The 22,754-nt window shown below is 53.5% G+C and carries 22 protein-coding genes and 1 pseudogene; 11 read left to right on the top strand and 12 right to left on the bottom strand.

Annotated elements, in window-relative coordinates:
- Window positions 1-13: 13 nt before the first annotated feature.
- Complete coding sequence (locus MFFC18_RS19460; RefSeq protein ID WP_075083487.1) at window positions 14-274, bottom strand: hypothetical protein; 261 nt, start codon at window positions 272-274, stop codon at window positions 14-16.
- Between the two features lie 237 nt (window positions 275-511).
- On the opposite strand from MFFC18_RS19460, the gene MFFC18_RS19455 reads away from it, so the two are divergent.
- Both MFFC18_RS19455 and MFFC18_RS19450 read left to right on the top strand, forming a co-directional pair.
- The gene (locus MFFC18_RS19455; protein ID WP_148618995.1) at window positions 512-763 is read left to right on the top strand and encodes a hypothetical protein; all 252 of its coding nucleotides are present in this window, start codon (window positions 512-514) and stop codon (window positions 761-763) included.
- 8 nt (window positions 764-771) lie between these two features.
- Window positions 772-1,779, top strand: a complete 1,008-nt coding sequence (locus MFFC18_RS19450) for an agmatine deiminase family protein (protein WP_075083485.1) — start codon at window positions 772-774, stop codon at window positions 1,777-1,779.
- A gap of 66 nt (window positions 1,780-1,845) precedes the next feature.
- Here the strand turns inward: MFFC18_RS19450 and cobB are convergent.
- From cobB to MFFC18_RS19435, 3 genes and pseudogenes are all read right to left on the bottom strand, one after another.
- Window positions 1,846-2,559 (bottom strand): annotated as a pseudogene (gene cobB, locus MFFC18_RS25540) (Sir2 family NAD+-dependent deacetylase).
- Entirely contained in the window at window positions 2,552-3,337 is a 786-nt protein-coding gene (locus tag MFFC18_RS19440) for a hypothetical protein (protein WP_075083484.1), read from the bottom strand. The pseudogene cobB and the gene MFFC18_RS19440 overlap by 8 nt, the downstream one beginning before the upstream one ends.
- 117 nt (window positions 3,338-3,454) lie before the next feature.
- Entirely contained in the window at window positions 3,455-3,805 is a 351-nt protein-coding gene (locus MFFC18_RS19435) for a hypothetical protein (protein ID WP_075083483.1), read from the bottom strand.
- 391 nt (window positions 3,806-4,196) lie between these two features.
- Between MFFC18_RS19435 and MFFC18_RS19430 the strand changes: the two genes are divergently transcribed.
- The 4 genes from MFFC18_RS19430 (at window position 4,197) to MFFC18_RS19415 (ending at window position 9,564) form a co-directional block, all read left to right on the top strand.
- Window positions 4,197-4,427 carry a DUF3311 domain-containing protein gene (locus tag MFFC18_RS19430; RefSeq protein WP_075083481.1) on the top strand — a complete coding sequence of 77 codons (231 nt, stop codon included), beginning with the start codon at window positions 4,197-4,199 and terminating at the stop codon, window positions 4,425-4,427.
- Window positions 4,427-6,031 carry a sodium:solute symporter family protein gene (locus MFFC18_RS19425; protein ID WP_075083480.1) on the top strand — a complete coding sequence of 535 codons (1,605 nt, stop codon included), beginning with the start codon at window positions 4,427-4,429 and terminating at the stop codon, window positions 6,029-6,031. Before MFFC18_RS19430 ends, MFFC18_RS19425 begins: the two co-directional genes overlap by 1 nt.
- Window positions 6,032-6,034: 3 nt before the next feature.
- Window positions 6,035-8,011 carry an AAA domain-containing protein gene (locus MFFC18_RS19420; protein WP_075083479.1) on the top strand — a complete coding sequence of 659 codons (1,977 nt, stop codon included), beginning with the start codon at window positions 6,035-6,037 and terminating at the stop codon, window positions 8,009-8,011.
- 80 nt (window positions 8,012-8,091) lie between these two features.
- Complete coding sequence (locus tag MFFC18_RS19415) at window positions 8,092-9,564, top strand: Gfo/Idh/MocA family oxidoreductase (RefSeq protein ID WP_075083478.1); 1,473 nt, start codon at window positions 8,092-8,094, stop codon at window positions 9,562-9,564.
- Between the two features lie 89 nt (window positions 9,565-9,653).
- On the opposite strand, the gene MFFC18_RS19410 is transcribed toward MFFC18_RS19415, so the two are convergent.
- Both MFFC18_RS19410 and MFFC18_RS19405 read right to left on the bottom strand, forming a co-directional pair.
- Complete coding sequence (locus MFFC18_RS19410) at window positions 9,654-10,673, bottom strand: hypothetical protein (protein WP_148618994.1); 1,020 nt, start codon at window positions 10,671-10,673, stop codon at window positions 9,654-9,656.
- Window positions 10,674-10,836: 163 nt separating this feature from the next.
- Window positions 10,837-11,304, bottom strand: a complete 468-nt coding sequence (locus MFFC18_RS19405; RefSeq protein ID WP_075083476.1) for a hypothetical protein — start codon at window positions 11,302-11,304, stop codon at window positions 10,837-10,839.
- Window positions 11,305-11,716: 412 nt separating this feature from the next.
- Here MFFC18_RS19405 and MFFC18_RS19400 point away from each other — a divergent pair, with 412 nt between their 5' ends.
- The 5 genes from MFFC18_RS19400 (at window position 11,717) to MFFC18_RS19380 (ending at window position 17,579) form a co-directional block, all read left to right on the top strand.
- On the top strand, window positions 11,717-12,250 hold the full coding sequence (locus MFFC18_RS19400; protein ID WP_075083474.1) for a hypothetical protein: 534 nt from the start codon (window positions 11,717-11,719) through the stop codon (window positions 12,248-12,250).
- Window positions 12,177-14,009 (top strand): DEAD/DEAH box helicase, encoded by a 1,833-nt coding sequence (locus MFFC18_RS19395; protein WP_087149617.1) that lies wholly within the window; start codon window positions 12,177-12,179, stop codon window positions 14,007-14,009. The genes MFFC18_RS19400 and MFFC18_RS19395 overlap by 74 nt, the downstream gene beginning before the upstream one ends.
- Before the next feature lie 57 nt (window positions 14,010-14,066).
- Window positions 14,067-15,203, top strand: a complete 1,137-nt coding sequence (locus tag MFFC18_RS19390; protein ID WP_075083472.1) for a sulfotransferase family protein — start codon at window positions 14,067-14,069, stop codon at window positions 15,201-15,203.
- 48 nt (window positions 15,204-15,251) lie between these two features.
- The gene (locus MFFC18_RS19385) at window positions 15,252-16,049 is read left to right on the top strand and encodes a hypothetical protein (protein WP_148618993.1); all 798 of its coding nucleotides are present in this window, start codon (window positions 15,252-15,254) and stop codon (window positions 16,047-16,049) included.
- Between the two features lie 99 nt (window positions 16,050-16,148).
- Window positions 16,149-17,579 (top strand): outer membrane protein assembly factor BamB family protein, encoded by a 1,431-nt coding sequence (locus MFFC18_RS19380; RefSeq protein WP_075083470.1) that lies wholly within the window; start codon window positions 16,149-16,151, stop codon window positions 17,577-17,579.
- Between the two features lie 22 nt (window positions 17,580-17,601).
- Here the strand turns inward: MFFC18_RS19380 and MFFC18_RS19375 are convergent, their stop codons facing one another.
- From MFFC18_RS19375 to MFFC18_RS19350, 6 genes are all read right to left on the bottom strand, one after another.
- Window positions 17,602-18,360, bottom strand: a complete 759-nt coding sequence (locus MFFC18_RS19375; RefSeq protein WP_075083469.1) for an EscU/YscU/HrcU family type III secretion system export apparatus switch protein — start codon at window positions 18,358-18,360, stop codon at window positions 17,602-17,604.
- Window positions 18,357-19,124 carry a flagellar biosynthetic protein FliR gene (locus MFFC18_RS19370; RefSeq protein WP_148618992.1) on the bottom strand — a complete coding sequence of 256 codons (768 nt, stop codon included), beginning with the start codon at window positions 19,122-19,124 and terminating at the stop codon, window positions 18,357-18,359. Before MFFC18_RS19370 ends, MFFC18_RS19375 begins: the two co-directional genes overlap by 4 nt.
- A 9-nt stretch (window positions 19,125-19,133) precedes the next feature.
- The gene (locus tag MFFC18_RS19365) at window positions 19,134-19,676 is read right to left on the bottom strand and encodes a flagellar biosynthetic protein FliQ (RefSeq protein ID WP_075083467.1); all 543 of its coding nucleotides are present in this window, start codon (window positions 19,674-19,676) and stop codon (window positions 19,134-19,136) included.
- A gap of 103 nt (window positions 19,677-19,779) precedes the next feature.
- Window positions 19,780-20,745 carry a flagellar type III secretion system pore protein FliP gene (fliP, locus tag MFFC18_RS19360; protein WP_075083466.1) on the bottom strand — a complete coding sequence of 322 codons (966 nt, stop codon included), beginning with the start codon at window positions 20,743-20,745 and terminating at the stop codon, window positions 19,780-19,782.
- A 5-nt stretch (window positions 20,746-20,750) separates the two neighbouring features.
- On the bottom strand, window positions 20,751-21,872 hold the full coding sequence (locus tag MFFC18_RS19355) for a FliO/MopB family protein (RefSeq protein ID WP_075083465.1): 1,122 nt from the start codon (window positions 21,870-21,872) through the stop codon (window positions 20,751-20,753).
- A gap of 242 nt (window positions 21,873-22,114) precedes the next feature.
- Entirely contained in the window at window positions 22,115-22,687 is a 573-nt protein-coding gene (locus MFFC18_RS19350) for a TorD/DmsD family molecular chaperone (RefSeq protein ID WP_075083463.1), read from the bottom strand.
- Window positions 22,688-22,754 lie beyond the last annotated feature (67 nt).

Here is a 22,754-nt window from a genome sequence, read left to right as displayed (position 1 = left end):
ATCTGCCAGGCGACTATTGGTTCTGCTTCTTCAGAGCTTTCTTGCGGGCCTTTTGTCGCTTCTTGTTTTGCTTGTCGCGGGCCTTTTTCTTTTTGGCGCGAACTTTGTCGATTTCAGACTTCTTCTTTGCCGCTTTTTCTTCTTCCGGAGATCGATAGGCCGGTTTTCGAGGTCGCGGAACGCAAACAACCAGAAAGCCCAAAAACACTATCGCAAAGATAAGAGCGTAGGCCAGCGTGTATTGAGTCTGTTGAGCAATAATCGTGTGCAGCATGGCAATCAGCGAGTCCGGGGTTGTTCGATGAGTCTATTGTAGCCCAAAGTTACGCTCGGCGAAGTCATTCGTTGCGACTTCGGCCATCGCGAGATCGTTTACTCCGTTTGATGCGATTTTTTGCGAATTTGCAGGCAACCCCGGGCATCCTCTGCCGGTTGCTTTCGCGGACCTTCGCCGTCAGAATTGGTTGCCTCTCGTCGAGAGTTGCTTGTTCGTGTTCACCAGTTGTTGTTGATGGCCAAATCGAGAAAATCCAATCGCCTGGACGGATGCACGTTCACGCTCGTAGTCGGCCTGATCATGACGGCTCTGTTTGTCGCCAACGGAATTTTCATCCGGGCGTTTTTCTCGCCAAGCAATCCTTTGATCGACGATCGCATTTATCAGCCGCTCCAGTTTGGGCTTCCTATCCTGATGATCTTCGCTGAGTACTGGATCTTTGATCGCTTCATGCGACGTTTTTCCAAAGACAAAACTTCACGTTAGACGCCCGCATGAATCAGTTTCGCATGCCCGCTGAGTGGGAGCCGCAAAAAGCGATTTGGTTGAGCTGGCCGCACAACGTTGAAACCTGGCCAGCAAACCTGCAGCAGGCTCAGACCGAGTTTGTCTCGCTCGCAAAAGCAATTGGTGAAAGCCAGACGACAAATGTGATGACGCCAAAACGCGAAATTGAATTGGCGATATCGCAGTTCGGGGCTGCCGATCACGTACGGGTCGTTGAGATGGAGACTGACGACGCGTGGGCTCGCGACTACGCTCCAACCTTTGTGAAGGAACTCGGTTCGGAGGAACTGGTCGCTATCGATTGGTACTATAACGCCTGGGGCGGAAAGTATCCTCCTTTCGACGCCGATCAGCAGGTTGCAAAACGCGTCGCAGATCTGCTGAAAGTCCGGCACATCGCTGGTGGACTTTGCTTCGAAGGTGGGGCCATTGAGGTCAACTCGGAAGGTGTTTTGCTGACGACGGAGTCATGTGCGCTAGACCCAAATCGTAACGCCGGGCTTTCACGGGATGAAGTTGAGTCGATTCTATGTCAGCGTTTGGGCTGTATGCGTGTCGTCTGGTTGCCAGGCGATGTTGGAGAGCAAAAAACACTTTGTGGTGACGATACCGATGGGCACATCGATCAGTTGGCTCGATTTGTGGATGACAAAACGATCGTTCATGCTTGGGTTGAAGAAGATGATGTTCGCTATGAGGCACTTGCTGCCAACGTGGACGTGCTGCGTCAGCAACTGCCGAACGTAAGGCTGGTTCCTTTGATGTTGCCGCAGCGGTTTGAGTTTTTCGGCCGCGAGATTCCTGCGAGCTACTGCAACTTCCTGATCACGAATGAATCCATTTTCGTGCCGCAGTTCTCGGTGGCGGAAGATCTTGCTGCCGTGAAAGTTATGCAGTCGTTGGCTGTAGGTCGCTGCGTCGTGCCGTTGCCGTCACGTAACCTGGCGGTTGGGCTCGGGTCGTTTCATTGTCTGTCGCAGCAGCAACCCGAGTAGGTTGTGGACTTGCGAGTTCCTCGGCAACCTGCCGGAAATCGACTGGAGCGTGCCGCGTCAATCCAATCACTTCGCAGCTAACAGCTCCTCCACAAACTCCGTAACTACTTCGGTCGCTGGACCATATTCGCCACGATCAAACGCACCGTCGTGATCGCTTTGCTCCAAATTCAGACTCACCGACTCCGCCCCGCAAGCGTTCGCGACGCTCACAAAACCAGCTGCCGGATAGACGGCTCCAGAAGTGCCGATCGAGACAAACAGGTCGCATCGCTGCAACGCGGCTTCGATTCTTTCCATCTCAAACGGCATCTCGCCAAACCAGACAATGTTCGGACGAAGCGTGCCGACCAGTTGGCAAGCGTCGCAAATGTCCTCGCGACTCATGTCTTTTCGGATTTCGGAAACCTAGCTGCAACGCGCGCAACGTTGCTCAAGCAATTGTCCGTGGATATGGATCAGGTTCCTGCTGCCGGCTCGTTCATGCAAATCATCTACATTCTGAGTGACCAGCAGCACCTCACCGGAATGCTCTTTTTCAAGTTTCGCCAAAGCAACATGAGCCGCGTTTTCGTGAACTTCCCCAGACAACAGCTGCTGGCGTCGCTGGTTGTAGAAATTCAAAACCAGATCTGGATCGCGAGCAAAACCTTCCGGCGACACGACGTCTTCGACCCGGTGGTTCTCCCACAGTCCGTTTCCATCGCGAAACGTCCGGATGCCGGATTCCGCAGAAATTCCGGCTCCAGTGAGAATAACGATACGTTTGTGTTTATGCATTTGTTCTTGGTGAAAGTTCCTTGATGCTGCTGCGAAGCATCGACAGAAATTTGAAAAAAGTTCCAAGGCTCAGCACCAGCATCCCGGTGGCAAGCGGAATCGCCAGCATCGAAAATCCAGACAAGCCTCGGCTACTGGCGAACGCGTACGCAAGTACGCCGACGGCAAAGCTTCCTCCAATGCCTACGACGATGAACGTGATAAACCAGCCCAGCGTCGACTTCGAGTTCTTCTGCATCAGTTCGCTGCCGATGTTCTTGCCGATGCGTTTAAGCAACAGGCAGAAGAAAACCAGGCATGCGATACCAGCCATGTTGCCGATCAACGAAATCAGCGTGCTCAGGGCGCCAACGTTGATCCCTCCTGCCGCAAGCCCACCCAGGAACGCGGCGGCAAAGTTCAGGAAGAACGCGATGATCGACATGACCGCCAACGACTTCTCGTTCGGGTGCGGGCATGCGGCGCACATGCAGAATCCGACCAGGGCGGTGACTGAAGGGATGACGAAACCCAAGCCCAGTATCAAAATAGTGATGATAGCGACTGGTGGAGGGCCACCGGGGCCGCTGGTTTGCATGCCACCAACGACGAAGCTCAAGACGACCAGGGAGATCACCATCAGGGCCAGTGCGGCGACAGAATAGTAGATCAGCTGCAATCCAATTCGCACCGTCGAATAGCGTGCCAGATCGATGACCGGTTGGAAATTGTCTGCTGGCGTGGCGATTGCCGGCGTCGCAAACGGATTGAAATCTTTCTCGGGAAGTGGTTCGCTCATGCCAAATATGTCCGATTGAAAATCGATCCAGACGCACAACGGCCCAGGGCGAAACTGGAAAGACTCACTATATCACACTGTCACGCCTGACGGTCTGCAGTTGGCAGCGTGGCCAGCTTACTGCCGAGTGATGATTCCTTTTTCAATCATCTGTTCCATAAAGTTTTCCTGCTGTTGAAAACCGGCTGCGAATTTCTCCAGCGGTATTGTGATTTCCTGAAGTTTGTCAACTTTGCCGCCGGCGGTGCGCTTCATTAAGTTGATTCGCACCATGTCTTTGTCAAGTTTGATGTTTCCAATTTCGGAAACCGCAATCGAAGCAGGCGCCGCGGCATCAGCTTTGGGGACTTTGTTGTGCAATCCGACCAGCATTACCAGCGCCGCGATCACGCCAAGCAGCGTCAGCATCGACATGGCCAGGACAGGAAAAAGGTTGACCGAAGGTTTGGAGACTTCATTTTTTATCATTGTGATTAGCCCAATTGAGTTCGCCGGAGAACATTGGTCCGAGCAGGTTGCTGTAAAAGGTAAGATGGCGTGTAGCCGAACCAGCTATTTTGGCTTCGCGAGCTTGCACTGGGAATCGCTGTCAAAGACAAATCCTGCAAACTGCTGGAAATCTGGCCTGACAATCGGAAGCAATCGCCTGGCTTACCAACGCAATCTGTTCCAATCCGGGATCTTCTATCGTTCGGGACAGCGATTCAGCGACAAGCGTACTACATCCGCGGCTTCATAGGGTTTAAACTGCGTGGCACGGGATCACGAAATCTCCCGCGCCTGATTTGGCCCTGCCCCACGCTCTGGCAATTTGCTGCGGGCCACTGCGGCGGTAGATCGCTTTTACAATGAGTGCTCAATGAAAATTCTGATCTGGCTGCTGATAATAGCCCTGCTGATCGCTCACCAGGATTTCTGGTATTGGACAGACGACACGCTCGTGTTCGGCTTCTTGCCGATCGGACTTTTTTATCACGCATGTCTTTCTCTAGCGGCGGCGATTTTCTGGTTCTTCGTTTGCACCTTTGCCTGGCCGAAAGACCTCGAAGAGGACTTTGAAACCGACTCAAAAACCGGGGAGGCTGGCTAGTGGAACTTCTTCTTGCTGAAACAAACGCCGGGCTTGTGCGGCTGGGCGTCATCACGGTTTACCTTTTGGCGTTGCTGCTGCTGGGGTACTTCGCCAGTCGAATGTTTAGCGGCACAAGAAACGACTACCTTCTGGCCAGTCACTCGATCGGGCCTTTTTTGCTATTGATGAGCATCTTTGGGACGACGATGACCGCATTCGCACTGGTCGGATCGTCTGGGGCGTCGTTCAAGGAAGGCATCGGTGTGTACGGAATGCTGGCGTCGAGCAGCGGAATCGTTCACTCGCTGTGCTTCTTCATGATCGGTGTAAAGATCTATGGCTTTGGTCGAAAGTACGGTTACTCGACGCAGTGCCAGTTCTTTCGCGACCGGTTGGAAAGCGATTTGGTCGGGCTGTTGCTGTTTCCGATTCTGGTCGCGATGGTGATTCCCTACCTGTTGATTGGCGTTATGTCGGGAGGCATCGTGATCGAAGCGATGACGACGGGTGCTCTTCCTGGAATCTTTCCATCCGATGGACCAATGAACGGTGCCGTTCCGAGATGGCTTGGAAGTGCTGTCGTGTGCGCCGTCGTGCTGACCTACGTTTTCTTCGGAGGCATGCGAGGAACGGCTTGGGCCAACGCGGCTCAGACGATGATTTTCATGGTCCTTGGCGTGGTCACGTTTGTCGTATTGGCCAACAAGATTGGAGGTGGCGAAACGTTTCTGCAGAGTTTGCAAAATGCTTCCTCCAAAGTCTCCTACGATTTTACGACACGTTCCCGGATGAGCCCCAGCAAGTTTTGCACCTATATGTTGATCCCGCTTTCGGTCGGCATGTTTCCACACCTGTTCCAGCATTGGCTAACGGCGAAAAGCGCTAAAAGTTTCAAGCTCTCTGTCGTCATGCATCCGATCTTTATCCTGATCGTTTGGGTACCATGCGTGTTGATTGGGATCTGGGGGACTGCTGCGATTGCAGACCCCAGCCTGATTCCTCCGCCGGTTGCCGAAGTCTTGAAGGCTCCCGATGGTGCCAACAAAATTCTGCCGATTCTCGTCAAGCTCAACACCTCGGCATGGCTGGGAGGATTGCTGACCGCTGGGATTCTCGCAGCGATCATGTCCTCGCTGGACAGTCAGTTTCTTTGCATCGGCAGCATGTTTACCAACGATGTTGTTACGCACTATTTGGGCGAAGAACGGTTTTCCGACAGGGCCCAAGTTTGGATTGCCAGAGTCTTCATTATCCTGATCGTGGTGATCACTTACATTTTCGCACAGTACAGTTGGGATGTTTTCGTGCTGGGAGTCTGGTGCTTTTCCGGCTTCGCGGCGCTCTTTCCGATCATCTTCGCGGCGCTCTACTGGAAACGACTCACCGCTGCCGGTGCGGTGTCCGGAATTCTCGCGGCAGCAGGTAGTTGGTATTTGTTGTTTCAGGAATCCAAATTCGGTGCCGATCGCGGATACGCTTTGACGATTCCCGGAACCGAACTTCAAATCATGCCGGTCGTCGCCATATTCGCCTGTACGTTGTTGGCAATGGTCGTGACTTCTTTCGTCACCAAAATGCCCAGCAAAGAAACACTGGACCGTTTTTTTCCGGAAAAGGTATGAGCCATGTCACGTCGTCGAGCAAGGCTGCCTTCGGTTGAAATCGAGTCTCACTTCGTCAACATGGTTGAGTGCATTGCGTTGGAGTCAAAAGCAGAGGTCGCTCGCATGGCCGAGCGGCGCAAGCGGACTGGCGCGGAAAACGTAGAGAGAAGCGGCGAGACGATCGTCGATCTGGTGATTCAGGATCACAAAAACGGACTTGGTGGACGGCACCTCGTTCAGTTCTGTCGTCGCAATCGAAATCGCCCGATGCCGTGGCACAAACTGAAAGTTGGATCCCCTGTGGTCGTCTCCAACTTCGGGGACGACGGTGGCGAGTCGCTATCAGGAGTCGTCAGCAGCCGCCGAAACGATTCAATCGAAGTCGCTCTCGATCGCTGGCCCGATGGAAAAGTCTTTCGTGTTGACCTGACCGCCGACGAAGTCACGCGGCAACGGTATCTGACGGCCATCGATACAGCCAGAATTTCCAAAGGCAGGCTGGGGCAGATGCGAGAGATTCTGCTGGGCGAACGTAAGCCAACGTTTCGACCGACTCCGGCGGAACCGCAGGCTTTGCGTTCTCGCATTGAGCTAAATCCGGTGCAACAGGACTGCGTTCGATTTGTGACCTCCGCCAACGATTTCGCACTGATCCATGGCCCTCCCGGAACTGGAAAAACGACAACCGTCGTCGCGTTCATCTGTGAATGTGTCGCTGACGGGGAAAAGGTTCTTGCGTGCGCGCCCTCGAACACCGCAGTCGACAATCTGCTCGAGCGACTGATCGGAGAAGGCATCCGCGCCGTCCGGTTAGGGCATCCGGCCCGAGTCACTGAGTCACTGCGGCAACATTCGCTTGATGGTTTGGCCGAACATCACGAAAACGCTCCGGTCGTTCGCGATATGCGACGGGAGGCTCAGGATCTGTTTCGAAAGGCCGATCGCTGGACGCGAGGCAAACCTGCTCGCGGAGAGAAGCAGGAACTTCGTCGCGAAGCCAAACGTATGCTTTCAGATGCGAAACTTCTGGAACGTCAGGCTGTGGAATCGATTCTCGATCGAGCCGACGTGATTTGCGCGACCACGACATTCAACGAAGAAATGCTGGGGGACCGTTGGTTTCAGACTGCGGTTGTTGATGAAGCCTGTCAAACGCCCGAGCCAGGTTGTTGGGTACCGCTGTTGCGTAGCGACCGTTTGATCCTCGCAGGTGATCCATTTCAGTTGCCGCCGACGGTGTTGGCTTCCGAAGCCGTCGAAAAGGGCTACTCGATCAGCATGCTTGAGCGATTGATGAACCTGTGTGGAGACGCAACAACGCGATTGCTTACTCGCCAGTATCGAATGCACGAAAACATTATGAGGTTTTCGTCAGACCACTTTTACGACGGCAAGCTGGTCGCCGACGATCACGTCGCGGCTCATCGATTGTGCGACCTGCCTGGTATCGACGCGACCGAAGAAACAGAAACACCAGTTGAGTTTTTTGATTCAGCCGGAGCTGGCTGGGAAGAAACGATCGAGCCCGAGGGATTGAGTAAACTGAACGAGAAAGAAGCGGATTTCGTTGTCTTCAAGGTTCGGCAACTGGTCGCACAAGGCGTGGCGGTCGAAGACATCGCAGTGATCGCTCCGTATGCAGCACAGGTTCGGCGGCTGAGAAGTTTGTTCCGAAACTTAAAGTCTGAATCGGGTGAGGTTTCTGATCTGGCGAATATCGAAGTCGATACGGTCGACGGGTTTCAGGGGCGTGAGAAAGAAGTCGTCGTCATTTCGCTGGTGCGATCCAATTCTCAATGTGAAATCGGTTTCCTGAAAGACTATCGGCGAACCAATGTCGCGCTGACCCGTGCCCGTCGGAAGCTAATTGTCCTCGGCGACAGCGCAACGCTCGGCAGCGACGAGTTCTATGGATCTCTGTTCCAGTACTTTGAATCGATCAACGCTTACCGTTCTGTGTTTGAGGAATTGACGTTGATGGATTCGTTTGCTCCATAGAAGGCTGAACGTGGTGGCATAATGTAGCTATAATGGGCGGCTGACAACCAAGCCACATTGTCCAGGAAATTGGAGAACAAATGACGATCAAACGACGCCACTTTCTCAAATCATCGCTTGCCGCTGGCGCCGCGATCAGTCTTCCCGCGATGGCCTATGGTCGCGTTTTGGGAACGAATGAAAAAATTCGATGCGCCGTCATTGGTCTCAACGGTCGCGGCAAAGATCACATTCGCGGCTTGGGCGACAACGTCGTGGCCTACTGCGACTGTGACGAAAGCATTCTTGGACAGCGGGCCGACGGCAAAGACGTGGCTACTTTCGTCGACTATCGAAAGCTGCTGGAGCAAAAAGACATCGACGCCGTTTCGATCGCGACGCCAAACCATCAGCACTCGATCATGGGCATCCGCGCGGTTATGGCGGGCAAGCATGTCTACTGTGAGAAGCCTGTTTCGCACAATGTCTGGGAAGGTCGTCAGCTTACCGAAGCACAGAAGAAATACGATCGTATCATCCAGTGTGGAACTCAATCCCGATCCAGCCCCAGTTTGCAGGAAGCGTCCGCATGGGTTCGCGGTGGAGCGCTCGGCAAGATTCAGTACGCGATTGGAACCTGCTTCAAACCGCGCAAGAGTATTGGCAAGCTGGATTCTCCTTTGAAGCTGGCCAAAAGCGTCAACTACGACATGTGGTGCGGGCCGGCGGAGAAGCGTGAGCTCTATCGCCCGAAACTGCATTACGATTGGCACTGGGACTTTAACACTGGCAACGGAGACATGGGGAATCAGGGGATTCACCAAATGGACATCGCTCGTTGGTTCCTGGGCTATGACACGATTTCGCCACGCGTGCTCAGTATCGGCGGACGACTGGGTTACGAGGACGCTGCAGACACGCCCAATACGCAGACCGTAATTCACGACTATCCCGACGCTCCATTGATTTTCGAAACTCGTGGCTTGCCAAAGGCAAAAGAGTTTCAGGCGAAAGTGGAATCGAAGAGCCCCAAGTACTGGGATCGCAACATGGACAACTATCGCGGCTCGAAGATTGGAGTCATCGTGCAGTGTGAAAACGGCTACGTCGTGATTCCGTCATACGGTTCGGCGAAAGCTTTCGACAATGACGGCAACGAAGTCCAATCGTGGAGCAGCAGTGGAGATCACTACGCGAACTTCCTCGATGCGGTTGCGTCCAACGATCAGTCGAAACTGAACGCTCCGATTGTCGAAGGTCACATTTCCAGTGCACTTTGTCACACCGGCGGAATGTCTCATCAGCTCGGTGAGCAAGTTGCATTGTCGGACATCGAGTCTTCTCTCGACAGCGAGAGCGATATTTTCAAGGAATCGTTCGATCGATTGAAACAGCACCTCATTGCCAACGGAGTCGACGTCGAATCCGGCAAAGCACTGACTTTGGGCGCGGACATCAAGTTCGACGAAAACTCGGAACAGGTGTTGGGCAACGAAAAAGCCAGCCACATGATGTCGCGAGACTATCGTGCGGGCTATGAAGTTCCATCGATTGCGGCAAAGGCTGCGTCGTAGAGAACTTTGGCCAACGAAGTCGAAACTTCTGCGGGTTCGCGGTCGGGTGATCCTGACCGCGCTGACCGCGTCCCGCTATTTGGCCAGAGTTAGGCTTGTTCGGAACTTTCCTCGTCCGACAATTCACCTTCTGCCGAATCGTTCTCAAGCGATCCATCGTCAACGGCTTGTCGATAGTCAGCAAGCGCTTCCTGTAGCAGACTGGCGTTTTCGACAAGCTCTTTTCGTTTCTCGGAACTCAGAATCGCATGCGTCACCAACGGAGTTTCGGTCTTCTCCTGCTCACCCTTGCTGTTAACCGAAAGCTCCAGCAGTTCGACCGTCAGGTAGGCGTCTTCCAGTTCCTGACCCTGAATGCTGTTGGTCTTGTAGATCGCAAAAATGTTGGACTGGTCCGTTTTCGGGATCGGAATTTCAAGCAACTGATCAACGGTTGTCGCCTGGTTGATTTGCGCCACCATTTCCGCATCCGAAATCGGCAGCGACATCACGATTTCCTCTTCATTCGCCCACGCGGACAGTTTTTCACTGTACGGAGTCGCGGTTTGCGAAAGCGCTCCGGTAATCGCCATAAACGCAATGATCCCTGCTTCGATCAACCAAACAAGATACACGAACCAGCCAGCGACCGGCCCGCCGCCTCCACGCCGTCCAATGTTCCATCCCTGATCGACACGCATTTGGATATATTCAAGGAATGAGTACTCTGTTTTGACAAAGCTGTCTGCGGCTTTCTCGGCGTCTTCCTGCGTCACCTGGAAATCCTTGCTGGCCAGCAACTCCTGAACGACGGCCTGACGAATTTCGGGAATGCTGGCCTGGTATTGAAACCAGAACTTGGCGCCCAGAAAACTGACGGCCAGCATCAGCCCAACCAGAAACCCAAGCATGCGATTGCGACAATGGCCCCAGGAACATATCGATATGCCGATGATGCTCAGCAAAAATCCTGCTCCAACGGTTAGCAGAACGTTGATGTAGATGAACGGAATCAGATTCAGCAACAGCTGGTAAAGGAACGAGATCGCCACGGCGACAATCATGCCGACCAGAAGTGCTGGCAGGACCATGAGGCCAAACCCGCCTGAAGGTTTATAAGTCTCGAACATCCAGCGTTCCTTTTCTTCAGCAAAAATACTCTTCGAATGAAGCAGGTTGAGTATAAAAGAATCGCCTTGCTGAATGTTGCGGCGGTCCCACAAAAAAAGCCCTGTTCCGAGTTGGGACAGGGCTTCTTCATTCCGAATCAGCAGAATGAGTGTTGATTTGTGTTTAGTGCTCGGCAGGAGCAGGCTTGCCGCTGAGCTGCGAAAGCAGTTGCAGCACGCCATTGAGATGAGCCAGTCGTGGGCCGTATCGATCGACGAATTCGTTCATCACAAACTCACCGTCGAGCATGTTCTCGTAGTTGTCGGAAACCTCAAAAGTAAGGTTGTGCAGAAATTCCGTTTGGACTTGAGAGAGAGCTTCGGCAGCAGCACGGCAGCGTCTCGCCAAAACAGGGTTGGCTTCTTTCCAGTGATGCAGCTCAGAAGAACGCTGACGTTGGGCGGCTCCCATTTGCTCAACGACTTCTTCCAAAAGCTCATTTTGACGATCCTGACCAACAACCAGCTGCTCCAGCAACATGGTGACGGTCGTTTGATGCTGTTCCTGTGCAGTTTCGATTTGGGGCTCGCTAGCACTTTGGGTCACATCGATTCGGAAGACAGGGGAGATATCTTGAGAATCGTTTTGCATGTTGCGTCTCCGACACGGTTGGAATAATCGAAAGTGGATGAACGAACCTAGTATAAACGCCAGTAGTACGAGTGTCGAGGAATTGTCTTTTCCAATCTCGTATTCCGAAATTTGAAAAAACATTTGAGCCACTAACAAGCGTGACCATCAAACCTTCACACCTTCATTTAACAATGTTCTGCTTGTGCAGCGCATGCCGGTTCGGCAGGGTAAGTTCGTCGTCTATACGCCGTTCAAGCAGTTTGGTTCGGTCACCGATGAAACCAGAGTCGGTTCGGGAAAAGGATTTCCCATTTGTGGATACAAGAGTATTGACAAGCCGACTGCTCCAATTCGTCTTTTGGGACGGGGTGGGATTCTTGGAGCAACGTGAGTTCTGGAATCGCCATAAAACGGCGATCGGTTACACAGCATGGATGCATCTATCACTTACGGATTTCTTGAAGTCCTTTCGGACGACAACCTCGGCTACACCGGCGGGCTGCTGCTGGTGAACCAGGACGGGAAACCAACCGAGTTTCACTGTACGGCGCCAGTCACGGAAAACCGTACGCAGAAAATTCTCTACGGAAAAACCTATCACAACCATATTTTTTGCGACTTGATTGGCGCAGCACTGGTTAAGAAGTGCTCTGCCTCTCCCGAGCTTCTGTTCATCGAGCAACGTCAACTTAAACAACTCGCCGGCGAAATTGCAGCTCCCGTTTTGATGGTCGAGCCCGCCGAAAGCGATTCTGTGCTTGAGGTAATGACGGTCCAGTATCCTGAGTTCCGCATTGATCATCTCAACGTAAGCGTTTTGACGACGGACCTTGAACAGTTTGAGTTCGTCAAGGAAGCCTGCGATCGATTTACGACGACGCTGACGCTGGATGAACCTTTCGAACGTATCCGTCAGGCGATTGGTGAAGCTCAGAACGTTGCCCGGCAATCCGATGCTGCATAACTTTGAAAACGCAGGCATTGATGGTGTCTTGCCCGCCGCCCAGCCTGCAGCCATCGGGCTTTCGATCGGACTGAGCGATGGCCCGGTGGATTTCTTTGCCGATGATTTGTTGGCAGCCTGCTCCGGGGCAAAGGTTCCTGTTATCTCTGCGCGTTCCGCTGGCAAGCCACCGAAAATTTACAGCTACTTCTTTGAGCCGCAGGAAGTGGATCGCGACAAATTTTCGAGCGCGAAATCGGATGATGTTCCAAAGTTGGAATCTGCGGAGCCTGTTTCGCCAAGCAACGTACAGAACCAAACTCGGACTCGCATCAAGCCGCCCAAGGACGTGATCAAGCTCGAGGACCGTTTGTTCTTCATGCTCCAACCGCCGCTCGAGTCGATCCTGTCGAATCGTACGATGCGGTTTCCGTTCAAGCCTTTCGACTTTCAATACGAAGGCATCGCGTTCCTGTTTCCTCGCTACAACGCGATCCTTGCTGACGAAATGGGCCTCGGGAAAACGATGCAGGCGATCACTGCGATCCGCTTGTTGTTGCGGACCGAAAGTGCGAAACGCATTTTGCTGATCTGTCCCAAACCGCTGGTGGCAAACTGGCTGCGGGAATTCAAGACGTGGGCTCCCGAAATTACCGTCGCCAATATCTCAGGCTCGCAGGTCGACCGGGACTGGCAGTGGAAGCACGATCGTGCGATGGTCAAAATCGCCAACTACGAGCTGATGATTCGCGATGAAGCCACGGTCACGAATCTGGATCCGGCTTTCGATCTGGTAATCCTCGATGAGGCTCAGCGAGTTAAAAATAAAGCCAACTCAACTTCCCAGGTCATCCAGAAAATTGAACGCAAGCGATCCTGGGCGATCACCGGGACTCCGATCGAAAACAGCATTGAAGATCTGGTCGGTATCTGTGAGTTCGTCTCGCCAGGGTTGGTCCACTCGGGCCTCGACGCGCGACAGATTCGGACTCGGGTTCAAGACCTGATCATCCGTCGCACCAAAGATCTGGTGATGAAAGACATGCCGCCGCGTTTGATGCGCGATGCGGAACTTGGGCTCACGGCGGAGCAACAGGCAACGTATGAGGCCGCCGAGAAAGACGGAGTGATCAAGCTCAATGAGATGGGGCACGAAGTCACGATCAAACATGTCTTCGAACTGGTCTTGCGATTGAAGCAAATTTGCAATTTTGATCCGCGCACCAAATCCAGCAGCAAGATCGAGCGGCTCAAGGCGGACATGGAAGAGATCGCTGCCAGCGGGCAAAAGGCGATCGTGTTCAGTCAATGGGTAGATTCGATCAAGGAAGTCAGCGGCCAGATCTCGGAATTCAATCCGCTTGAGTTTCACGGTCGGATTCCGTCCAAGCAACGAGAGCCGATCCTCAAGGAATTCAAGGAAGATCCCAATCGACATATCTTGTTGATGAGTTACGGCGCCGGCAGCGTTGGTCTGAACCTTCAGTTTTGCCGCTATGTTTTCCTGTTCGACCGTTGGTGGAATCCGGCAATCGAGGATCAGGCAATCAATCGAGCCCATCGTATCGGGGCCGCCGGCAGTGTGACGATCACCCGGATGATCATGGCGGGAACGATCGAGCAACGAATTCACGAGATACTCGAAGCAAAACGGGAGCTGTTTCGCGAAATACTTGACGTCGAGGAACAGCCTGCGAAACGCGGACTTTCACGTGACGAAATATTTGGGCTGTTTAAGCTAACGACGCCAGACGGTAAGATCTTCGGCGATGCAGCCTGAGCTTTTGCTGCGTTCCGGAATGATTGAATCTGGCCAATGTGATTGGTCGCTGTATCGATGGCTGTTAGATCTGAGAAGAAAACAAAAGGCAACTGGTACCCGCCCTGGGCTCCGCGATTTTGGAGCGGCATGAAGTGCGGCGACTATCTTTCGTTGCTGCGCGAAAATCGATTTCAGATCCACCCGATCAAGTATCCGATGACGGTGCTGGTCGGGGGCTGCACGGTGCTCAATTCGGGCGCTGCTGCGGTGCAGCGATTGCTGATGCAAAAGAAGATCACCGATACGCAGATCGAAAATCCTCCGATTTTCGTGATTGGACATTGGCGTTCTGGAACGACGTTGATGCACGAACTGTTGTCGCTGGATGAACGTTTTGCGTTTCCAAATACTCTCGACACGTTCACGCCAAATCATTTTCTCATCACTCGCTATTTACTGGGTCCGTTGCTGAGCCTGTTGCTGCCCAAGCGGCGGCCAATGGACGACATGTCGGTGCGTTTGGGATCGCCACAGGAAGACGATTTTGCGCTGTGCGCCTACGGAGCTCCGACACCCTATCGACGGGTTGCGTTTCCGAATCGAAAAGGCCGCGATCATTTGCAACTGAACCTTTCATTGGCGGAACCGAATCAGCGAGTCGAATTGCAAAAGGCGCTGGAGCACTTTCTCAAGTCGCTTACGATTCGCTACGGGTCGAAGCAGTTGGTGCTGAAGTCGCCTCCGCACACAGGTCGCGTCAAGCAGTTGGCTCAATGGTTCCCGCAAGCGAAATTCATTCACCTGTCGCGGCATCCGCACAAGGTTGTCGCTTCGACGATGCGGCTGTGGAAACTGCTGGATGAAATTCAGGGCTTTCAGCTGCCGAACTATGACGATAACTGGTTGAAGAATTACGTTTTCGAGTGCAAAGACCTGATGTACCAGGCTTATTTTCAGCAGCGGGAAACGTTACCGAAAAATCAACTGGCGGAAGTGAAATTTGAATCGCTGTTGGAAGATCCGGCGGGCGTGATGCGTGGCGTATACGAGCAGTTGGAGCTTGGGAATTTTGAGGCGGCAAGTCCGTCGATCGAATCCTATTTCGACGCTCGCAAGGATCACAAAATACGTACTTCCGGGATTGATCCAGAGTTTGCCGAGGATATCAATCATCATTGGCGCGAGTACATGGAAGCCTTCGGTTACGAGTAGTTCGCTGTTAGAATTGTCAGCGGAAACGTTATCAGTATGGAGTGCGTTGTGGCTCGCGACTCGTGGCTGGTCAAAGTAGTTTTCTTTCCGTTGCTCGTCGGAGCAGTCTTTGTCGTCGGTGCGATGATTCCGACGTTTTACGACTGGTCCGGTGCTGATCAGAGCCGACCGTCGCCCTCTGTTGGCCATGCGTTCTACGCAGTCATTGGATTTATGATTGCGACGTGGATCGCGCTGCCATGGCTTCCGTGGTGTCGACATGCGTCGCCTGATGGATGTCTTGCTGCTGAAAGTTCGGCCGACGAGAAAACCGATTTGGATTCGATTGCGACATCAACGGTTCAACTTGAAGATCAGTCCAAATTTCAGTTCAACCTCCGGACGCTGATCGTCATAACGACCTGTATCGCGATTACGATCGCAGGTCTGACCAGCTTTCGACTGGTCACGACGATTTGGCTAATCGCATTGGGCATTGTTCTCTCTGCCTGGTTTGTGACTCACTTGCTTTCCTGGCGTTGGCAATTGGGCTCCTTGATCGCTTGCATGTACTTTCCGTACGCATGGGTTGTCATTTCCGATGAGTTCAGAAATTTCGAGTGGGAGCATGTGCTCGCCGCGTTCGGATTGCCCGCGTTCGTGCCGTCTATCCTGGCAGGCCGATTTCTGTTTGATTTTCGTGGAGAAGACAACGTTTGGTTACTACTCACGCTGACGGGAGTCGAGCTGGCGTTTGGACTCTGGATGATTCACTCGGGGCCGCGGCGGACCACGGTCTGGATGATTCTGGTCCTGTTTATTTCGCTGATCGGTTCAGGATTTCTTAATGCGGCGATTCGAATCTGAACGCCGTTCGATGTGCCGATTTATTCTCTGCCTCGTTGAAACTTGGGCCACCGTTTCGAGGTATGCAACGATTATCCCCTTTTGCCCTGAGGATTCGCAATGAACGTCGTTTCGCGATTTTGTTTCCTGTTGATTGTCGTGCTCGCTCAACCTGTCTGGGGTCAGTCCTGGATGCAGTTTCGTGGTAACGCCGCGAACCCGGTGAGTGAAAGCCAGAACGTTGCGACGAAGTGGTCTGCGACGGAAAACATTCAGTGGAAAACTGAAATTGAAGGCCGAGGCTGGTCGTCGCCAATCGTGGTAGATGATCGGGTTTTCGTCACGACCGCAGTCAACGAAAACGAAACGAAGCCGCCGCAAGCCGGTACGAACTACAGTAATGCCTATGTCGCAGAGCTGATGAAGGAGGGGCTTTCGCAGGAAGAAGTCGAGAAACGCGTGATGGAACGCGACTTCGAATTGCCAGACAGCGTGAACCTGCACTGCTTTCTAGTGTGCCTCGATTTGAATTCCGGCAAAGAGCTTTGGCGGCATGAGTACCACACTGGAAAGCCGCCCGGAGGAATGCATCGCAAGAACAGCTTTGCTTCCGAGACTCCGCTCAGCGATGGCAATCATGTGTTCGTCTATGCGACGCATGTCGGGCTCTACGCTTATACGCTCGATGGGAAACAGGTTTGGAATACTTCCTTGGAGAACCATCCGATCTACATGGAGTTCGGCACAGGAACCTCGCCGGTGTTGCTTGACGAAAAGATCATCATTCTGGACGATAACGAGGAAGCCTCTTCAATCGCCGCCTACAACAAAACAGATGGGTCGCAAATCTGGAAGACTCAGCGAAGCGGACCTGCCAGCAAGCCTGCCGCTTCGGCTTCAGGTCCGCCGGCTGGAATGCCCAAGTCAGGTTGGGCGACGCCGTACGTTTGGAAAACGCCAGAGCGAACTGAAATCGTGACCGTAGGACCAAGCTTGGCGGTGAGCTATGACGAAAGTGGCAACGAGCTATGGAGGATGAAGGGCATGACGCCGGCTCCGTCTGCAAGTTCGTTCGCATTCGGCGATTTTCTGTTGCTCAACGGAGGAAAGATGCAGCCAGTCTATGCAATTCGCCCCGGAGCACAGGGTGATATTACGCTTGAGAAGGGAACGCTCAAGAGTGAGTTTGTTGAGTGGTCGCGGCCGCGTGCGGGAACCTACATTCCGACCCCAGTCGCTCACGACGGCGGACTCTATGTTTTACAAGACAACGGAATTCTGCAGCGTTACGACACGAGCACCGGCGAGCAATCGTACAAGAAGCGAATCAAATCCAGCGGCGCGGACTTCACAAGTTCGCCGTGGGTGATGGGCGACAAGCTTTTCTGCTTGAGCGAACAGGGAGATACGTATGTGCTCAAGACCGGCAGCGAGTACGAATTGCTGCACACCAATTCCCTGGGTGAGTTTTGCATGGCGAGTCCTGCTGTCGCCGGTGATCGACTGATCTTGCGAACAGAATCTGCGATCTACTCAATCGCAAAGCAGTAGCCTTGATCAGCACGGCTCGGACCTACGAATGCTCTCCAGTGATTTCACGCATTCGCTGGTGGCGAACTTTGGCGATCTGCGGGTCACCGGTTTGGCCGCGGATTTCTTCTCGCATTTCCTGGTCCGTCATCCGGGTCCGCTGTTGAAATCCGTACCATTGCATTCCATAGTCCACGATAGAACATGCCAGTAGCGAAACGGCGACGCTGATTCCGACGGTGGCTGTGATCTGCAGTAGAGCGGATGCAAGCAGGTTGGTGGGCATGCCGCCCAGCATGAAGATCGATTCGCGGTGACTCCAAACAGACGCCGCACCGACCCCTAACGCGACCAGAACCTTCGGCGACGCGATGATCAGCTGGCCGAACCCCTTCGCGGAAAAAATACTTCCAAACCAGCGCGTCGGGCTGATCGATGAAAGTGAGATCTTGGGTCGTTTGATCAGAAATCTGGTCTGCATCACATGAGCCAGCGTTCCGATGACGAACATTGAGATCAGAAACGGCAAGACCAGTCGCATCGTCGTCCACAAAAGCGACTGAGACGTTTGCACGATTGCGTCCGGCGAAGCACTGATCGAACTGGAGCTCCACAGCCCAATCGTCGTCTTCCTCAAACCGTTTCCAATGGTGGCGGCGCAAAACCAAAGCGTCGCAACTCCGGCGACCATTTGAATCGCGGTTGCCAGTTCGTCACTGTGAGCAACGTCGCCTTCTTCACGCGCTCGCTTAAGCCGCGCTGCGGTGGCCGGATGCTGACGTTCCTCATTGGAAGAATTCATTGGCTGAATCCTGTCGCGGAACTGACGAATACCGATTGGATCTGTTCCAACGTCGGTCCCAGGTCATCTACAAACAGCCAAATACAACCTCCGAGCGTCAGAAAGATTGCCAGGAACATGATGGATACGTTGGAACCGAGAGCCAGCGATGTCAAATTCATTTGCGGGAACGTGCGGCATACAAAACCGAAAGTAATGCTCGTTACCAGCATCGCTGCGATACCGGGGCCGACGCCGCTGATCGAGAGAATGAAACTCTGTTGCAGGATCTGTGGGATCAGTTCCAGCAAGCCGACGCTGGCGATTGCTGTGCCTGGGGGGAGCTGGTGAAACGTGTGCAGGACCGACCCCACAACCAGATCCGGCCCGTTCATCAAAGCAAACGTTGCCAAAGAAGTTAGTCCAAACAATTGGCCGACAGGTGAGCTGGTACCGCCGGTGGTTGGGTCAAGCTGGTCGAAGAATTGCAAGCCAGCGAGTTGCCCGAGGATGTTGCCTGCCATTTGTGCCGCGGAAAAAATGATCATCGTCCCCAGCCCGAGGCTGACGCCGATCGAAATCTCGCTGGCCAGCGGCGCTATGAAGTTCGCATCCAGAGGAATGGCATTTGTGGCCGCCTGTGGCATTGCCGAAAAACTGACTCCGGCCAGGACAAGTGAAACGAGAACTCGATGCTTTGCCGAAACGGCTTTGCTGCCCAAAATCGGAGCGGTGAAAACCATCGCCGCGATGCGAAAGAAGACCAATAGGAACGCTGAAACCACCGCCCTGCCCTACCCTTCGATGTTTTCGCTCGGTCGGCGACTAAACCGGTAGCTGGGAAGCGAGAACGGGTTCGGCGACTCTTTTTTCTCGACGCCGGGAACCGGATTGATTTTCTGTTTTTGAAACGAAGCCTGCGTCGCCACCGGACGCGATGGCGATGGCCGCGATGACTCAAGCGGTGGCGCATCAAGACGCGGATAGTAGCTTTCGTCAAATGTCGATTCAGGCGCAAGCAATGATTCAACTTGGTGCTCGGCGACGGGTTCCGTCCTGGACGCAGAAGCAGTTTTTGCCATGAACGGTCGGCTAAATTGTTCTTTGGAGAAATCCATCATGCGATCCGCGAACCACGGCAGAGCCAAGCCAATGACCGCCATGATGGCGAGGATTTTCGGGACGGTTGCCAGAGCCTGGTCCTGGATGTGAGACATGGCTTGTGCCAGTCCCATCAACAGACCGACGATTAGACAAACGGCCAAGATGGGTCCGCCGACCATGAAACAGACTTTGATCGCTTCGCGGCTGGCTTCGATTGCTGATTCAGGTTCCATGGTTTTTGGTTTGGCTGTGTTTAAGTCGGACAGTGTTACGTTTTTGAGTGAACTGAGTTTGAAAGTCGCGTGGCTCAGTACCAGTTATTGCAATCGCCTTACGTCAACCAAAGCTTTGCAGCAACATCCCCATCACCAGATTCCATCCATCGACCATCACGAACAAAATCAGCTTCAACGGAAAGCTCACCATCGTCGGCGGCAGCATCACCATGCCCATCGACACCGTGACCGACGAAACGACCAGATCGAGAATCAGAAATGGTAGATAGATTTGAAACCCCAGTAAGAAAGCGACCTTCAGTTCACTGATCAGGAACGCCGGCAATACGATCTTGATCGGGACGTCTTCCAATTCCGTCGGAAGCTCGGCAGAATCAGAAGCCGATTCTTGTGGCAAGTTCTGATAGAAAACAGCAATGGAATCTTCGTTGTTTGCGATTTGAATTTGCCGCAACATGAACCGCTTCATTGGTGACACGCCGTTGCTCCAGGCCTCTTCCCACGAAATCGGATTCTCCGCACGCGTGTACGGGTCAAAGGCCTCCGTTTTGACTTCCTGCCAAACCGGAGTCATCACCAGCAGCGTCACGAACATCGAAAGCGCCGTCAGCACCTGCGTCGGCGGCAGTTGCTGCACTCCAAAGGCCTGTCGCAGCAAGGTCAGCACGACAATGATTCGGACGTAGCACGTGGACATCAAAATGATCGCCGGCGCCAGTGACAGGACGCCAAGAATTACAGCCAGTTTGATCGACGAAGGCAGCGACTCGGGCGCCGTCAGAGATTCCGTCTGGTCCGATAGCAGTTGATCGATGCTCGCCGATACATTTTCCGGCGGGGCTGCAGTTTCGGATTCGCGTGATGGCGCACTTTGCGAAGGCAGGTTCTGCAAAGGCGCACTTTGTGGTGACACCAACGTGCCTGTCGGACTTTCAATCGAAACGGCATCGTTGGTGCCAATCGGCATCGGAGCCAGCGGCGATTGATACGCATCTACAGCGCTGGCTGGTAGCAACAGGATGGCCAGCAGCGCAACGGTTGGAATTAGTTGAGAGAAACGAGTCATGCTTTCTACGCTTCGAAAACGGTGTTCGAACGACTGGAACCCTGAATCGACTCAAGAGCCTGCACCAATTGCGACGCAGAGAAAGTCTTCTCAGAAGGTCCGGGGCTGGTCGGGTGCAGCGTCCGTCCGGGAGCACTCGATTCCGCAACTCCACGCCCAATCTTTTTGACGGCCGACATCACCGATCGAGTCGCCTTGGTTCCTTTGCCGTTGCACAGCGAAATTAAATAGTCGACTTCCGCGGCGTCAGTAATTTCGCCAACCGGGTGAGTGCCTTCCGGGCCGCTCATCAGCAACAGAAGTTTGCTGCCCAGGCGGACCAGTTGTAGATTCTTTCGTGGTCCAAAGGGAGCATTGCCGATGACTTCGATGACTTCCGACGGGATCCCACGATTGTTCGACAGATTGAATTTTCGCATGAGCCAGACAAACGCGAGGTAGCCGCCAATGACGACTGCCAACGAGCCGAAGACTTTACGGAAACGATCATCGCCGCCGCTGAATACGCTTGCGATTTTCTCTCCCCAGCCACCGTTTGCCTGGAACTGGCTCCAGAAATCCTTGCCACTGGTTTGCATCGATCCGACGATCCCCGAGAGAGCTGTTTCCGATTCCTGTTTGATGCCGTCGACCATTTGATTGGCGTCGAGCGATTCAGAAATGGGCGGCCAGTCAGCGTTCGAGTTGGTTTTTGGCAGTGGCATAACGGCTTCTGCCGTAGAAGCCTCGTGATGGTTCACGCGTGCAAAGTCTCCGCCAGGGCTGGGTTCCTGTGAGAACGATCCTTGCAGAAAATTGTTCTGGCTAATTGGTTGCAGAGGACGAGCCTTTGGCAAGCTTTCGACCATCGGCGCCGGTTTCTGCGGCAGCGGATAGCGGCTGGCTGAGCGATCTGCGATGGGTTGCAGTTTCGTTGGAGGAAACAGCTCCCGGAATCTGTCTTTGGTTGGGTCTGGAGTCACTTCCTGTTGAGTTTCCGCCGGCGGACTCCACTGACCGTAGAACTGCGTTTGATTTGCGGAACTGGTTTGCAGATTCTGCGCATTGCAGTTCGCCAATGTGACGCCGAAAACGAAAACGCACAACGAAAGCGCTGTGGGTGAAAAGAATTGTGGTTTTCGCTTCATCTGCAACGCCTTCCTTGACGATTGAGAGATGAGATTCGGTATTTGGCGATCCAGTTTTGGGGATCGCATTCTGTCCCTTCCATGGAACCACTTGCTGTTTTCGCCAATCCGCGGAATCTGGGCAAGATCACTTCGTTCAGTTCACCGACGTGATAGCAACGGACGTCTTTGGGCGGAACGACTGTTTCACAGATCGCTTTTTCGCAACCAGAAAGTTGTGCCGGACTTGTTTTGACAACGGCTTAGCGGCTCAGGAAATTGGCCGTGACTTTGAACAGGCCGTTATAGAAACTGCTTTCCGTTCTGGTCATCGCGACTTCACAGTAGTCGATCAACCAAACCAGATGAGCATCAAAAAACTGGCTTCGCAATTCCGCAACTGCCTCCGCATCATCAGCATCGCATTGGGCTCCGTAAGCACAGACACGTTGCATCAACGCTAGCAGCACGCCGGCGTGATCCCTGTCCTTCTGCTGCTCAAAGAGCGAACCATTTGGCTGGCCGATGATGTCGACGAACTGGTTGAGCGATTCAAAGCAATCGTCTTCGAGCCCATTGTCATTGGTGGCAGACTGGTGCGGAGGCGGCTGATCTTCGAGCGTGAGTAAGCTCTCGCGGTATTCGCCCGTGAGTTTATCGAGCGTTTGACTCTCAGAGTCGAACTTCGGGACAGGCCCACCGAGTTGTGTCCAGGCTTCGTGAAGTTTGCCGGTTTGAAGTTGGCCTAGCGCGGCTTCGTCGGGTGCTGCGATCCAGAGGCGGGCTAGAAAGCCGTAGATGTCGGCTTCGGTTTGGAGTGCGGTCGGGTCGGGCATGGCAGGTCAGTTGTTGACGGGTCTTGCAGAGGCAAAGTCGCCGAAGCGTACATGGAAGACGTTGAGA

Source organism: Mariniblastus fucicola (genome assembly GCF_008087665.1).
In the GTDB taxonomy this organism is placed as follows: domain Bacteria; phylum Planctomycetota; class Planctomycetia; order Pirellulales; family Pirellulaceae; genus Mariniblastus; species Mariniblastus fucicola.
This window is presented reverse-complemented; position numbering and strand designations above follow the sequence as displayed.